The organism is Stenotrophomonas sp. STEN013 (assembly GCF_056760355.1).
The window spans coordinates 1-13901 of record NZ_JBRREO010000003.1; the positions used below are offsets into that span (position 1 = coordinate 1).

Sequence of the window (13901 nt, forward strand, 5' to 3'; positions counted from 1 at the left end):
TTTTTTGCCCGCCCCGCCGTTCCATTTCTTGCTGGCGTGGGCCGCCTTCCTGGAAACGGGGGGGGGGGTGGCGCCCGGGCCCACCCCCCGGGGGGGGGGGGGGCGCCCCCGCGGATGGATCATTTCGGTGCCAGACGCACGGCACCGTCAAGGCGGATGGTCTCACCGTTGAGGTAGGGATTGCCAATGATGTGGCCGACCAGGCCGGCGAAATCTTCCGGCTGGCCCAGGCGCGACGGGAACGGGATGGAGGCGGCCAGCGACTCCTGCACATTGGCCGGCATGCCATCGACCATCGGCGTCCAGAACACGCCCGGTGCGATGGTCATCACGCGGATGCCGAAGCGCGACAGTTCGCGGGCCATCGGCAGGGTCATGCCGACCACGCCGCCCTTGGAGGCGGAGTAGGCGGCCTGGCCGATCTGGCCTTCATAGGCGGCGACCGAGGCGGTATTGATGATCACCCCGCGCTCGCCGTCGGCGTTGGCCTCGTTGTGCTGCATCAGCTCGGCGGCGGCCTTGGCGACATTGAAGCTGCCAACCAGGTTGACCATCACCGTGGTCTGGAAGTTGGCCAGCGGCATGGCGGTCTCTCGGCCCAGCACGCGACCGGCACCGAGGATGCCGGCGCAGTTCATCACCACGTTCAGTCCGCCGAGGAACGCTTTGGCGGTACCCAGGTTGGCGGCCACACCGGCCTCGTCGGTGACATTGGTGGTGAAGTAGCGGGCATTGTCGGCGCCCAGCTCGGCGACGGCGGCAGCGCCTTTCTCGTCGTTGAGGTCGAACAGGGCGACCTTGCCGCCGTGGGCGACGAGGAAGCGGGCCACACCCAGGCCGAGGCCGGAGACACCACCGGTGATGACGGCACGAACGGAGGACAGCTGCATTGGAACGATCCTGCGGAAAAGAGCGCCGATTCTAGCCGATGGCCGACCGTGCGCCGAAACCGGTCAGCGCAGCCGGCGGGCGAACTCGCGCGGCGACAGGCCGGGGGCGAACAGGAAGCCCTGGCCGATCGGCACCCCCAGCTCGAGCAGGAACTGGCGCTGGGCTTCGGATTCCACCCCTTCGGCGACCAGGCCCAGGCCGAGGCTGCGGGCGATGCCGCAGACCGCCTCGCACACCGCGACATCCGAGCGGTTGCCGGGCACGCCATTGATGAACAGCTGGCTGAGCTTGAGGCCGTGGATGGGCAGGTGGCGCAGGTAGTTCAGCGCGCTGTAGCCCTCTCCGAAATCGTCGATGGTCAGCATCACGCCCATCTCGCGCAGCTCGGCGAAGGTATGCAGCGTTGCCGGTGCGTCCTCGATCAGCACGCGTTCGGTGAATTCCAGCTCCAGCGCCGCACCGGGCAGCCGGTATTCGTCCAGTATCTCGCGCAGGCGACGGGCCAGGTTGTCGCCATTGAACTGGCGGTAGGAGACATTGATGGCGATCCGGACCAGCCCGAGCCCCTCGTCCATCCACTCGCGCACCTGCCGGCAGGCTTCGCGCAGCACCCAGTCGCCGATGCGCACGATGTCACCGGTGGTTTCGGCGTGGCTGATGAAGATGTCCGGGCGCAGCTCGCCCAGTTGACGGTTGCGCCAGCGGATCAGCGCCTCGGCACCGACGATGCGGCCGCCACGCAGATCCACTTGCGGCTGGTACACCAGCCGGAACTCGTTGCGCTCCAGTGCGCGGCGCAGGCGGCGCTCGATCTGCAGGCGGTCACGCTGCTCGCGCGCCAGTTCCGGCGTGAACACCTGCCAGCCGTTGCGGCTGCGGCGCTTGCATTCGTACATGGCCCGGTCGGCGTTCTGGATGAGCTCCTGCGGGCTTTGCCCATCTTCCGGTGCGCGGGCGATGCCGATGCTGGTGGTGACCGCGAATTCGTCCTTGCCCAGCCGGAACAGCGGGGCGAAGGCATCGGTGATGGCCTGCGCCAGCAGTTGCGGATGCTCGGGCACCTCGCGGGCATCGCAGATCACCACGAATTCATCGCCGCCGAAACGCGCCAGCAATCCTTCGGTGCCGATGGCGTTTGCAATGCGGCGGGTCGCTTCGATCAGCAGTTCATCGCCGGCGTTGTGGCCGAGCACGTCGTTGACCGTCTTGAAGCGGTCCAGGTCGATGTACAGCACCGCGACCTGGGCGTGGGAAGGGTTGCCCAGCCGCGCCTTCAGGTCGGCCAGGGCCGCGTCGCGATTCATGATGCCGGTCAACGGATCGGTGCGGGCCTGGGTCTTGAGGGTTTCCTCCGCGTGTTTGCGCTCGGTGATGTCCTGCAGCGTGCCGGCGATGCGGCTGGAGGCCATGTCGCCGGCTTCGATCTCGCCGATCATGCGGATCCAAACACTGTGGCCGTCGCCGCGCAGTCCCTGCAGATCCAGTTCGAAGCCGCGCTTGCGTTCGACCTCCCGATCGAGGGTCTGTTGCAGGCGCAGCCGGTCGTCGCTGCCCAGGCACTGCAGCAGCTGCTCCAGTGTGGCCGGCGGCGGCGTGTGGCCGAGAATGCGCTGCGCCTCGCCGGTCAGGTACAGCCGCTGCTGGCCGCGATCCCACTCCCAGCCGCCGATATGCGCCAGCGCCTGGGCACGATCGAACAGCACGTGGTCGCGTTTGAGCTCGGTGACGTCGCTGAACATCGAGAACACGTGGTCGGGCAGGTCGCGCCCGCAGGAAAATACCGGCACCGTGGTGATCGAAATCCAGATCATGCGCCCGCGCGGGCGGTGGTACAGGCCGACGATGGTGCTGGGGATCGTGTGGCCATCGCGGAACGCGCGTGACACCGGCCATTGCTCCGTGCGGAGCCGGCGGCCATGCTCGTCAACGGTGATCCACTCTTCGCCTTCCATCGGAATCTGCGTCGGCGGTTCGGCGCCGAGTCCGAGGATGCGATGGGCCGCCGGATTAGCCGAGATTACCTGGAAGTGCTGATCGAACAGCATCACGCCTTTGTCGATGGATTCGAGCAGCAGCCGGTAGCGCGATTCGGCCTGCCAGCGGCGGCTCAGGTCGCGGGCCACGGCCACGATGCAGGGCTGACCATCGTTCTGGAACGACGCCGAATGCACCTCCACCGGGAAACGGCTGCCATCGCCGCGCATGTTGGTGACTTCGATCACATAGGTCTGGCCGCGGTTGAGGGTGTCCCAGACCGGTTGCAGGTGATCCTCGGGCAGATCCGGATTCAGCAGTTCGATCGGTTGGCCGACGATCTCCTCGCGGCTGCGGCCGTAGGCCTGGACACCGGCGGCGTTGACGTCCAGCACCGTGCCGCTGGCGCTGAGGATGCTGACCGGGTCCGGGAACGCATCGAACAGCGCCCGGTAGCGCTGCTGCGCAGACTGGCACTGGGCGGTGGCCTGCAGCAGGGCATCGCGCGCCGCCTCCAGTACCGGCTTCAGTCCGGCCGCCAGCGGCTGTTGCAGGGCGTGCTCCAGATCGGCCAGCGCATCGGCAGGGGCGGCGGGATGACCGCCGTCCTCGGGTGCGACGCGCTGGCCGGAGCTGCTCATATGGCCGCCAATGCTTTTCCTGTCTTGCTGCCTGTATCCCGGCCCAGCCGTTCGCTGAGCCAGCGTCCCGTGGCGGCCAATGCCGGCAGGTCCACGCCGGTCACCATCCCCATTCCGTGCAACATATACACCACATCCTCGCTGGCGACATTGCCGCTGGCGCCCCTGGCGTAGGGACAGCCGCCGGTGCCGGCCACCGCCGCGTCGACCACACGCACGCCTTCTTCCAGGCAGCTGGCGATATTGGCCAGTGCCTGACCGTAGGTGTCGTGGAAGTGCACGGCCAGCGCGGCCATCGGTACCGCCGCGGCGACGGCGCGCAGCATCGCCGCGGCCTTGCGCGGGGTGCCGACGCCGATGGTGTCGCCCAGCGAGACCTCGTAACAGCCCATCGCGTGCAACTGGCGGGCGACACGGACCACTTCGGCTACTGGTACTTCGCCCTGGTAGGGGCAGCCCAGCACGGTGGAGACGTAGCCGCGGACCTTGATCCCATCGGCCTGGGCCCGGGTCAGGATCGGCGCGAAACGGCGCAGGGACTCGTCGATGCCGGCATTGGTGTTCTTCAGGTTGAACTGCTCGGAGGCGGCGGTGAACACCGCCACTTCTTCCACGCCGACCGTCAGGGCGCGTTCGTAGCCCTGTTCATTGGGCACCAGCACCGGATAGCTGACCCCGGGTCGACGCTGGATACCGGTGAACACGTCGGCCGCGTCAGCCAGCTGCGGCACCCACTTGGGGCTGACGAAGCTGGTGGCCTCGATGCTGCGCAGGCCGGTGGCCGACAGGCGGTTGATCAACTCGATCTTGTCGGCGGTGGCGATGAGCTGTTTCTCGTTCTGCAGGCCATCGCGCGGGCCGACTTCGACAATGCGGACGAAATCGTTCACACGCACCCCGCAACGGTAGCGGGCAGGGAGATGCTGGAAAGCATGGTTCAGTCCTTCTGTGCCCAACGCGGCGCGCGTTTCTCGAGAAATGCCGATAGCCCTTCGCGACCCTCGTCGGAGGCGCGCAGGGCGGCGATCAGGCCGGCATTGGCGCGATCGAGTGCATCGCGGTCACCGCCGGCCGCGCAGACCTCGCGCACCAGTGACTTTGCCGACGCCGCGGCTGCCGGGCCGGCCTTGCGGAGCAGGTCCAGCTGCGCCTGCACGGCGGCATCAAGCCCGGCAGCGGGGACGACCTGGTGCACCAGGCCGATATCGCGGGCGGTGGTGGCATCAAAATGCTCGCCGGTGGCGAACCAGCGCCGCGCCTGGCGGGGGCCGATGGCGGCGATCACATACGGAGAAATGACGGCCGGCAGCAGTCCGAGACGGCTTTCAGTCAGGCCGAAGCGGACACCGTCCACGGCAATGGCGATATCGCAGCAGGCCACGAGGCCAACGCCGCCACCGAAGCTGGCGCCATGGACGCGGGCGATGGTGGGCTTGGGCAGCTCGTCGAGGGTGCGCATCAGGCGCGCCAGCGCCAGCGAGTCGGTCCGGTTTTCCTCCTGGCTGGCGCTGGCCATGGCGCGCATCCATTGCAGGTCGGCGCCGGCGGAAAACGACGCGCCGCTGCCGGTCAGCACCACGGCGCGCACCTCCGGATCGGCGCCGACGCGCTCCAGCGCGGCGGTCAGGGTGGCGATCAGCCCGGCATCGAAGGCGTTGTGCAGTTCCGGGCGGTTCAGGCACAAGGTCGCCACGCCGCGCTCATGCTGCACGAGCAGGGTATCGCTCATCGGGAAATCCATAGCTGACAGGTAATCCTGCGAATCATAGCGGTGTGCTGGCGGGACGCCATGACGCGCCGCGGCGATGCTAGAATTGATAACCATTCTTATCAACTCATTCATAGGCGCCCTTCAGTGACGTTGTCAGATTTGCCACTGCATGCCTCCGCGCAAGTGGAAAGCGTGCATGACCTGCATGCCAATGATGCGATTGCCCGCCGCCTGCGCGAACTGGGCTTCGTCAATGGAGAAGAAGTCCGCATGGTCGCCCGCGGCCCGGTGGGTGGCGAGCCGCTGCTGATCCAGGTGGGTTTCACCCGTTTCGCGCTGCGCCGTTCGGAGGCAAGCCGGGTCCAGCTCAGCGGCGTCGATGCGGCCTCGCAGACCTCTGAAGAGGTGCGCGCATGAGTTCCTCGGCAGCGGTGGCAAGGCTGGCGCTGGTCGGCAACCCGAACAGCGGCAAGACCGCACTGTTCAACCAGCTCACCGGCAGTCGGCAGAAGGTGGCCAACTACACCGGCGTGACCGTGGAGCGCAAGGAAGGCCGCATGCGCGGGCCGTCTGGACGTGAATACGCGGTGCTGGATCTGCCCGGCGCCTACAGCCTGCAACCGGCCAGCCTGGACGAGGCGATCACCCGGGACCTGTGTCGGGGGTTCTATCCGGGTGAGGCTGCGCCGGATGCGCTGGTATGCGTGATCGATGCGACCAATCTGCGCCTGCACCTGCGTTTTGCGCTGGAAGTGCGCGAGCTGGGCAAGCCGATGATCGTGGCGCTGAACATGGTCGATGCGGCGCGTCGGCGTGGTATCGGAATCGATGTGCCGGCGCTGGAAAAGGCGCTGGGCGTGCCCGTGGTGGAGACCGTGGCGGTCAAGCACAACGGCGCGCGCGCGCTGGTGGAGCGGATCGATACGTTGGTGCCGCAGCTGGCCTCGTTGCCGCCGCCACCTACGGAAGCCGGTATGGATTACCACGCGCAGGTGCGTTCCATCCTGGCTGCGGCGGTCAGCATGCCTGCGCGCACCGCCAAGGTGGACGACACCCTGGATCGCTGGCTGCTGCACCCGGTGTACGGGTTGTTGACCCTGGCCGTGGTTATGTTCCTGATCTTCCAGGCGGTCTATGCGTGGGCCACGCCGTTGATGGACGGGATCGAGGCGTTTTTCGGCTGGCTCGGTCCGCTGGTAGCCGCCTCGCTGCCAGAGGGACCGCTGAGCAGCCTGCTGGTGGATGGCATCATCGCCGGTGTCGGTGGCGTGGTGGTGTTCCTGCCGCAGATCCTGATCCTGTTCGCTTTCATCCTGGCGCTGGAGGAATCCGGCTATCTGCCGCGCGCGGCCTTCCTGCTGGACCGCATGATGGCGGCGGCCGGGCTGTCGGGGCGTTCGTTCATCCCGTTGCTGTCCAGCTTCGCCTGTGCGGTACCGGGCATCATGTCCACCCGCTCGATCCAGGATCCGCGTGACCGGCTGGCGACGATTCTGGTCGCGCCGCTGATGACCTGTTCAGCACGGCTGCCGGTGTACGCGCTGCTGATTGGTGCCTTCATCCCGGAAAAGACCGTGGGTGGCATCTTCAACCAGCAGGGGCTGGTGCTGTTCGCGCTTTATGTTGCTGGCATCCTCAGTGCGCTGGCGATGTCGTGGACGATGAAGAAGTTCCGCCGCGACAAGGGGGAACACCCGCTGCTGCTGGAACTGCCGTCCTACCGCGTGCCGCATCCGCGCGATCTGCTGGTCGGGCTGTACGAGCGCGGGATGATCTTCCTCAAGCGCGTCGGCGGCATCATCCTGGCGCTGACCATCCTGCTGTGGTTCCTGCTGTCGTTCCCGGGTGCGCCCGAGAACGCGACGATGCCGGCTATCGATTACAGTTTCGCCGGTCAGCTCGGCCACGCGATGGCGGTGATCTTCGCGCCACTGGGATTCAACTGGCAGATATGCATCGCGCTGATTCCGGGCATGGGCGCCCGTGAAGTGGCGGTGTCCTCGCTGGCGACCATCTATGCGCTTTCCGCTGCGGACGATGACGCGGCGATCCAGGCGCTGACCCCGGTGATCAGCGATGGCTGGACCCTGGCTACCGGCCTGTCGCTGATGGTGTGGTTCATCTACGCGCCGATGTGCATTTCGACCCTGGCCACCATCAAGCGCGAGACCAATTCCTGGAAGCAGATGGCCTTCGCCACGGTGTACCTGTTTGCAGCCGCCTATCTGGCGGCGCTGGTGACCTACCAGGTGGCCAAGGCGCTCGGGGCCGGCTGAGCATGGACACCGGCCTGCTGTTGCAATACCTGGTCATCGCGCTGGCGGTGCTGGTCAGCGCGTGGGTGGTGCTGAAGAAGCAGTTTCCGGGGCTGCTGCGCAAGCTGCGTGGCGCACTGGCGCTGTGGCTGGTCAAACGGCACTCGCTCCGGTTGCAGGCCTGGGGCCGGCAATTGGCCCCACCGCCCTCCAGTACGTCAGGTGCCTGCGGCGGTTGCGATGGTTGCGGTCCAGGAGAGCCCAAGCAGCATTGAAAAGAAACGCCGGGCCAGCCCGGCGTTTCTTTTGCCCTATCCGTCCCCGGCCAGACCATCCTCCCTCCCGGACTGACGTGGAGGAAGGTCCGTTATCCGTGAGCGGGCGGGTCGCGGTGGTGGTTGGCGTCTGCGAGCAGGGTGCTGGACACGCACAGTGCGGCGCTGGTGCACGCCGGGATGAATCACTGATGCACCGGCGGTGCTTGTCGGATCCGGCGCCAAGGCGTTAGCTTTCCTGCCATGAACAACACTCCGACTCGTTTGCTGATCCATGGTGCCTCCGGGCGGATGGGTCAGGCCCTGCTGCGTCTTGCGGCAGAAGATTCCCTGTTGCAGGTGGTGGCCGCCGTGGTGCGCAAGCCGCCGGCGCAACGGGTAGTGGACGGCATTCCGCATTTTGCGGCCAGTGAGCTGGCCGGGGTGCCCGCGTTCGATGTGGCCATAGATTTCAGCCTGCCGGAGGGCTTTGATCCGGTTCTGGCGTTGTGTGCGGAGCGCGGCGCAGGCTTCGTATCCGGCACCACCGGCATCAGTGAGCGGCAGCAGGCCGCGCTGACCGCTGCTGCCACCCGCATTCCGCTGGTCTGGGCGACCAATTTCAGTCTGGGCGTGGCGGTGTTGGCCGAGCTGGTCGAGCGTGCGGCATTGGCATTACCGGGATGGGATTGCGACATCGTCGAGTCCCATCATGTGCACAAGAAGGATGCGCCCTCCGGTACCGCGCTGACCCTGGGGGAGGCGGCACAGCATGGGGGCGCCGATCCGCGCTATGCCAGCCTGCGCGCCGGCGACATCATCGGCGAGCATTTCGTCCAGTTCACCGGGCTGGGCGAGCGGGTGGAGCTGGTGCATCGGGCAACCAATCGCGACATTTTTGCCCGGGGCGCGCTTCATGTGGCCGGGCAGCTGGTCCGGCGTGCGCCGGGGCAGTACCGGGTACGGGATCTGGTGGCGCCGCCGGCAAACGCCTGAATGGGGCGAGCGGCACGGGCGCCAGCGGTCCAGGGTCAATCAAACATGACACGGCACCGGCGGGAGACTGGTGCTTGGGGCCCCTTGCCTTTACAATTCCCGCTCGCCGAAACACGTCAGCCGGACCGGTTCCAGACCGCCGTCCGCGCTTTTTTGCAACCGGTTTTTGCCGTGGACGCAGGCGTGGCTTCGGAGTCCCCCTCGGTAGCCAAAGTGAGATTCCCGTGACCCAAGCCGCAATTCTCGTGCTCGAAGACGGCACCGTATTCGAGGGCGAATCCGTAGGCGCGCCCGGCCTGTCCGTGGGTGAGGTGGTGTTCAATACCGCCATGACCGGTTATCAGGAAATGCTGACCGATCCGTCCTATGCACGGCAGATGGTCACCCTGACATATCCGCATATCGGCAACACCGGCATGAACGACCAGGACGACGAGGCCAGCAAGGTCTGGGCCGCCGGTCTGATCGTGCGCGATGTGCCGCGTCGTCCGAGCAGCTGGCGCAGCCAGGTGTCGTTGCAGGACTGGCTGCTCCAGCGCGGTGTGGTCGCCATCGCCGGGATTGATACCCGCAAGCTGACCCGCATCCTGCGTGAGCGGGGAGCACAGAATGGCGCGCTGATGGCCGGTGATATCGATGTGGAGAAGGCGCTGGAAGCCGCCCGCAAGTTCCCGGGCCTGAAGGGAATGGATCTGGCCAAGGTAGTGTCCACCGACACGCCGTACAGCTGGAGCGAAGGTCAGCTGGATCTGGACCGCAATGAATTCCAGCGCGTGGCACCGAAGTTCAAGGTGGTGGCGTACGACTTCGGCGTGAAGGCCAACATCCTGCGCATGCTGGCCGAGCGCGGCTGCGAGCTGACCGTGGTGCCGGCGCAGACGCCTGCGGCCGACGTGCTGGCGATGGAGCCGGACGGCGTTTTCCTGTCCAACGGCCCGGGTGACCCCGAACCGTGCGATTACGCGATCGCGGCGATCAAGGAGTTCGTGGCCAGGAAGGTTCCGACGTTCGGCATCTGCCTGGGCCACCAGCTGCTGGGTCTGGCCTGTGGTGCCAAGACCATGAAGATGGGCCACGGCCACCACGGCGCCAACCATCCGGTGCAGGATCTGGACAGCGGCAGGGTGATGATCACCTCGCAGAACCACGGCTTTGCCATCGATGAGAGCGTGCTGCCGGCCAATGTCCGTGTCACCCACCGCTCGCTGTTCGACCAGACCATCCAGGGCATCGCATTGACCGATGCGCCGGCGTTCTCCTTCCAGGGCCACCCGGAAGCCTCGCCAGGCCCGCAGGACGTCGCCCCGCTGTTCGACCGTTTCATCACCCTGATGGGTGAGGCCAAGTAATCGCATTGCCGGACCGGTCCGCCGTTCCGGCAATGCCGTAACGGCAGACGCGGCAATCCAGCGCACACGTTCACTCACTGCGGTCACACGCAGCCCCCAATTCGAGTACTGAAATGCCAAAGCGCACCGACCTAAAAACCATCCTGATCATCGGCGCCGGCCCGATCGTCATCGGCCAGGCCTGCGAGTTCGACTACTCCGGCGCGCAGGCGTGCAAGGCGCTGCGCGACGAGGGCTACCGCGTGGTGCTGGTCAACTCGAACCCGGCCACGATCATGACCGACCCGGAGATGGCTGACGCCGTCTACATCGAGCCGATCAACTGGCAGACCGTCGAGAAGATCATCGAGAAGGAGCGCCCCGATGCGCTGCTGCCGACCATGGGCGGACAGACCGCGCTGAACTGCGCGCTGGACCTGGCCGACCACGGCGTGCTGGAGAAGTACAACGTCGAGCTGATCGGCGCCAAGCGCGAAGCCATCCGCATGGCCGAGGACCGCGAACTGTTCCGCGTGGCGATGGGCGAGATCGGACTGGAATGCCCGAAGGCCGCGGTTGCCCACACGCTGGAGGAGGCGCTGGAAATCCAGGCCACGGTCGGCTATCCGACCATCATCCGCCCGTCCTTCACCCTGGGCGGCAGCGGTGGCGGTATCGCCTACAACCGCGAAGAGCTGATCGAGATCGTCGGCCGCGGTCTGGAGCTGTCGCCGACCAGTGAAGTGCTGGTGGAAGAGTCGGTGCTGGGCTGGAAGGAATTCGAGATGGAGGTGGTGCGCGACACCGCCGACAACTGCATCATCGTCTGCTCGATCGAGAACCTCGATCCGATGGGCGTGCACACCGGTGACTCGATCACCGTCGCGCCGGCGCAGACCTTGACCGACAAGGAATACCAGCGCCTGCGCGATGCTTCCATCGCGGTGCTGCGCAAGATCGGCGTGGATACCGGCGGCTCCAACGTGCAGTTCGGCATCAGCCCGACTACCGGCCGCGTGGTGGTGATCGAGATGAACCCGCGCGTGTCGCGCTCTTCGGCACTGGCTTCCAAGGCCACCGGCTTCCCGATCGCCAAGGTCGCGGCCAAGCTGGCGGTGGGTTACACCCTGGATGAATTGAAGAACGAGATCACCGGCGGCCTGACCCCGGCCTCGTTCGAGCCATCCATCGACTATGTCGTCACCAAGATTCCGCGCTTTGCGTTTGAAAAGTTCCCGGCCGCCGACGCGCGCCTGACCACCCAGATGAAGTCGGTGGGCGAGGTGATGGCGATGGGCCGCACCTTCAAGGAATCGCTGCAGAAGGCCCTGCGCGGCCTGGAAACCGGCAAGATCGGCCTGGACCCGGCCGGTCTGGATCTGGGCAACGCAGAGGACATCACCACGCTCAAGCGTGAGCTCAAGGCTCCGGGTCCGGAACGCCTGTTCTTTGTCGGCGACGCGTTCCGTGCCGGCTTCAGCGTCGAAGAAGTGTTCGCGTTGTCCTATATCGATCCCTGGTTCCTGGACCAGATCGAGGAGATCATCGCCGACGAAAAGCAGGTGCATGCCGAAGGTATCGATGCGCTCGACGCTGCGCGTCTGCGCAAGCTCAAGCGCGCCGGTTTCTCCGATGCGCGTCTGGCCGAGCTGACCGGTACCAACGAGGCGGCGATCCGTGCGCTGCGCCGTGCCCACAAGGTACGTCCGGTGTACAAGCGCGTGGACTCCTGTGCGGCCGAGTTCGCCACCAGCACCGCGTACCTGTATTCGACCTATGAGGACGAGTGCGAAGCGGCGCCGAGCAACCGCGACAAGATCATGATCCTGGGCGGTGGTCCGAACCGTATCGGCCAGGGCATCGAGTTCGACTACTGCTGCGTGCATGCCGCACTCGCCCTGCGCGAGGACGGTTATGAAACCATCATGGTCAACTGCAACCCGGAAACCGTCTCCACCGACTACGACACCTCCGACCGTCTGTACTTCGAGCCGCTGACGCTGGAAGACGTGCTGGAAATCGTCGAGCTGGAACAGCCCAAGGGCGTGATCGTGCAGTACGGCGGGCAGACCCCGCTGAAGCTGGCGCGTGCGCTGGAAGCCAATGGCGTGCCGGTGATCGGCACCTCGCCGGATTCCATCGATCTGGCCGAAGACCGTGAGCGTTTCCAGCAGCTGGTCGACAAGCTGGGGCTGAAGCAGCCGCCGAACCGCATTGCCCGCAATGCAGAAGATGCGCTGGTGCTGGCGCGCGAGATCGGCTACCCGCTGGTGGTGCGTCCCAGCTACGTGCTGGGCGGCCGGGCGATGGAAATCGTCTATGGCGAATCGGACCTGGCGCGCTATGTCCGCGACGCGGTGAAGGTCTCCAATGACTCGCCCGTGTTGCTGGACCACTTCCTTGATGCGGCGGTGGAAGCCGATGTGGACATCATCTGCGACAGGGACGGCAACGTCCTGATCGGCGGCGTGATGGAGCACATCGAAGAAGCGGGCGTGCACTCCGGTGACTCGTCCTGCTCGCTGCCGCCGTACTCGCTGTCGGCGCAAACCCAGGCCGAACTGCGTCGCCAGGTCACCGAGCTGGCCAAGGCGCTGAAGGTCGTGGGCCTGATGAACACCCAGTTTGCGATCCAGACCGACGCCGACGGCAACGATGTGATCTACCTGCTGGAGGTCAATCCGCGTGCCTCGCGCACCGTGCCATTCGTGTCCAAGGCCACCGGCATGCCGCTGGCCAAGATCGCCGCCCGCTGCATGGCCGGCAAGACGCTGGTCGAGCAGGGCGCGATCAAGGAAATCGTGCCGGACTACTATTCGGTCAAGGAAGCCATTTTCCCGTTTGCCAAGTTCCAGGGCGTGGATCCGATCCTCGGGCCGGAAATGCGCTCGACCGGTGAAGTCATGGGTGTCGGCCGCAGCTTCAGCGCCGCCTTCGCGCGTGCGCAGGAAGCGGGCAGCATCAAGACCCCGCCGGTCGGCAAGGTGTTCATCTCGGTACGGGATGCCGACAAGCCGCGCGTGATGCCGGCGGTGCAGGGCCTGGTCGAGCGTGGCTACACGCTGGTCGCCACCCGCGGTACCGCGGCATGGCTGCAGCAGCAGGGCTATACCTGCGAGGTGGTCAACAAGGTGGTGGAAGGCCGTCCGCACATCGTGGACAGCATCAAGAACGGCGAGATCGTCTATATCGTCAACACCACCGAAGGCCGCGCGGCGATCACCGACTCGTTCTCGATCCGTCGCGAGGCGCTGCAGCATCGTGTCACGTATTCGACGACGGTTGCCGGTGCCAAGGCGCTGGTGCAATCACTGGAATTCCGCGGTACCGGCCCGGTGTGGTCGCTGCAGGAACTGCACAAGGAGTTGGAAGCATGAGAGCCCCGATCACCCTGAAAGGCGCGCAGCGTCTTCGCGATGAGCTCGATCATCTCAAGTCGGAGAAGCGCCCCAAGGTCATCGCCGCCATTGCCGAAGCCCGTGAGCACGGCGACCTGAAGGAGAATGCCGAGTATCACGCCGCGCGCGAGGAACAGAGCTTCATCGAAGGCCGCATCAAGCTGCTGGAAGGTGAGCTGTCGCACGCCGAAGTCATCGACATCACCAAGCTCAATGCGGGCTCCAAGGTGGTGTTCGGGGCGACGGTGACGCTGGCTGACGTGGAAACCGACGAGGAGAAGCGTTACCAGATCGTGGGCGACCTGGAGGCGGACATCAAACGGGGTCTGATCGCCATTTCCTCGCCGGTGGCGCGGGCAATGATCGGCAAGAACGAAGGCGATTCGATCGTCATCGACGCGCCGGCAGGTCAGCGCGAGTACGAAATCGTCAACGTCGAATACCTCGACTGAC

General features: G+C 65.9%; 11 protein-coding genes. 7 read left to right on the forward strand and 4 right to left on the reverse strand.

Annotation, left to right across the window (positions count from 1 at the left end; genetic code table 11):
- Positions 1-119 precede the first annotated feature (119 nt).
- The 4 genes from ACVOMH_RS07880 to ACVOMH_RS07895 form a co-directional block, all read right to left on the reverse strand.
- Positions 120-890: an SDR family NAD(P)-dependent oxidoreductase gene (locus ACVOMH_RS07880; RefSeq protein WP_481551589.1), complete on the reverse strand. Its 771-nt coding sequence runs from the start codon at positions 888-890 to the stop codon at positions 120-122.
- 63 nt (positions 891-953) lie between these two features.
- On the reverse strand, positions 954-3506 hold the full coding sequence (locus ACVOMH_RS07885; protein ID WP_481551590.1) for a sensor domain-containing protein: 2553 nt from the start codon (positions 3504-3506) through the stop codon (positions 954-956).
- Positions 3503-4396, reverse strand: coding sequence for a hydroxymethylglutaryl-CoA lyase (locus ACVOMH_RS07890; RefSeq protein ID WP_481551591.1), 894 nt, complete (start codon positions 4394-4396; stop codon positions 3503-3505). The genes ACVOMH_RS07885 and ACVOMH_RS07890 overlap by 4 nt, the downstream gene beginning before the upstream one ends.
- A 47-nt stretch (positions 4397-4443) precedes the next feature.
- On the reverse strand, positions 4444-5235 hold the full coding sequence (locus tag ACVOMH_RS07895; RefSeq protein WP_057506509.1) for an enoyl-CoA hydratase-related protein: 792 nt from the start codon (positions 5233-5235) through the stop codon (positions 4444-4446).
- A gap of 126 nt (positions 5236-5361) precedes the next feature.
- On the opposite strand from ACVOMH_RS07895, the gene ACVOMH_RS07900 reads away from it, so the two are divergent.
- The 7 genes from ACVOMH_RS07900 (at position 5362) to greA (ending at position 13900) form a co-directional block, all read left to right on the forward strand.
- Positions 5362-5634 (forward strand): FeoA family protein, encoded by a 273-nt coding sequence (locus tag ACVOMH_RS07900; protein ID WP_054656730.1) that lies wholly within the window; start codon positions 5362-5364, stop codon positions 5632-5634.
- Complete coding sequence (feoB, locus tag ACVOMH_RS07905; RefSeq protein ID WP_481551592.1) at positions 5631-7493, forward strand: ferrous iron transport protein B; 1863 nt, start codon at positions 5631-5633, stop codon at positions 7491-7493. Before ACVOMH_RS07900 ends, feoB begins: the two co-directional genes overlap by 4 nt.
- Positions 7494-7495: 2 nt before the next feature.
- On the forward strand, positions 7496-7747 hold the full coding sequence (locus ACVOMH_RS07910) for a DUF6587 family protein (protein WP_481551593.1): 252 nt from the start codon (positions 7496-7498) through the stop codon (positions 7745-7747).
- Positions 7748-7990: 243 nt separating this feature from the next.
- Positions 7991-8722: a 4-hydroxy-tetrahydrodipicolinate reductase gene (dapB, locus tag ACVOMH_RS07915; RefSeq protein ID WP_057506473.1), complete on the forward strand. Its 732-nt coding sequence runs from the start codon at positions 7991-7993 to the stop codon at positions 8720-8722.
- A gap of 224 nt (positions 8723-8946) precedes the next feature.
- Positions 8947-10071, forward strand: coding sequence for a glutamine-hydrolyzing carbamoyl-phosphate synthase small subunit (gene carA / locus ACVOMH_RS07920; protein WP_054656732.1), 1125 nt, complete (start codon positions 8947-8949; stop codon positions 10069-10071).
- A 113-nt stretch (positions 10072-10184) separates the two neighbouring features.
- A complete protein-coding gene (gene carB, locus ACVOMH_RS07925) occupies positions 10185-13427 on the forward strand; it encodes a carbamoyl-phosphate synthase large subunit (protein WP_481551594.1) in 3243 nt (1080 codons plus the stop codon).
- A complete protein-coding gene (gene greA / locus ACVOMH_RS07930; protein WP_054656733.1) occupies positions 13424-13900 on the forward strand; it encodes a transcription elongation factor GreA in 477 nt (158 codons plus the stop codon). Before carB ends, greA begins: the two co-directional genes overlap by 4 nt.
- The last annotated feature ends 1 nt before the right edge of the window (position 13901 follow it).

Coding starts and splice junctions, on each gene's coding strand:
- ACVOMH_RS07880 (WP_481551589.1), bottom strand. CDS start 890: ATGCAGCTGTCCTCCGTTCGTGCCGTCATCACCGGTGGTGTCTCCGGC.
- ACVOMH_RS07885 (WP_481551590.1), bottom strand. CDS start 3,506: ATGAGCAGCTCCGGCCAGCGCGTCGCACCCGAGGACGGCGGTCATCCC.
- ACVOMH_RS07895 (WP_057506509.1), bottom strand. CDS start 5,235: ATGAGCGATACCCTGCTCGTGCAGCATGAGCGCGGCGTGGCGACCTTG.
- feoB (WP_481551592.1), top strand. CDS start 5,631: ATGAGTTCCTCGGCAGCGGTGGCAAGGCTGGCGCTGGTCGGCAACCCG.
- ACVOMH_RS07910 (WP_481551593.1), top strand. CDS start 7,496: ATGGACACCGGCCTGCTGTTGCAATACCTGGTCATCGCGCTGGCGGTG.
- dapB (WP_057506473.1), top strand. CDS start 7,991: ATGAACAACACTCCGACTCGTTTGCTGATCCATGGTGCCTCCGGGCGG.
- carB (WP_481551594.1), top strand. CDS start 10,185: ATGCCAAAGCGCACCGACCTAAAAACCATCCTGATCATCGGCGCCGGC.
- greA (WP_054656733.1), top strand. CDS start 13,424: ATGAGAGCCCCGATCACCCTGAAAGGCGCGCAGCGTCTTCGCGATGAG.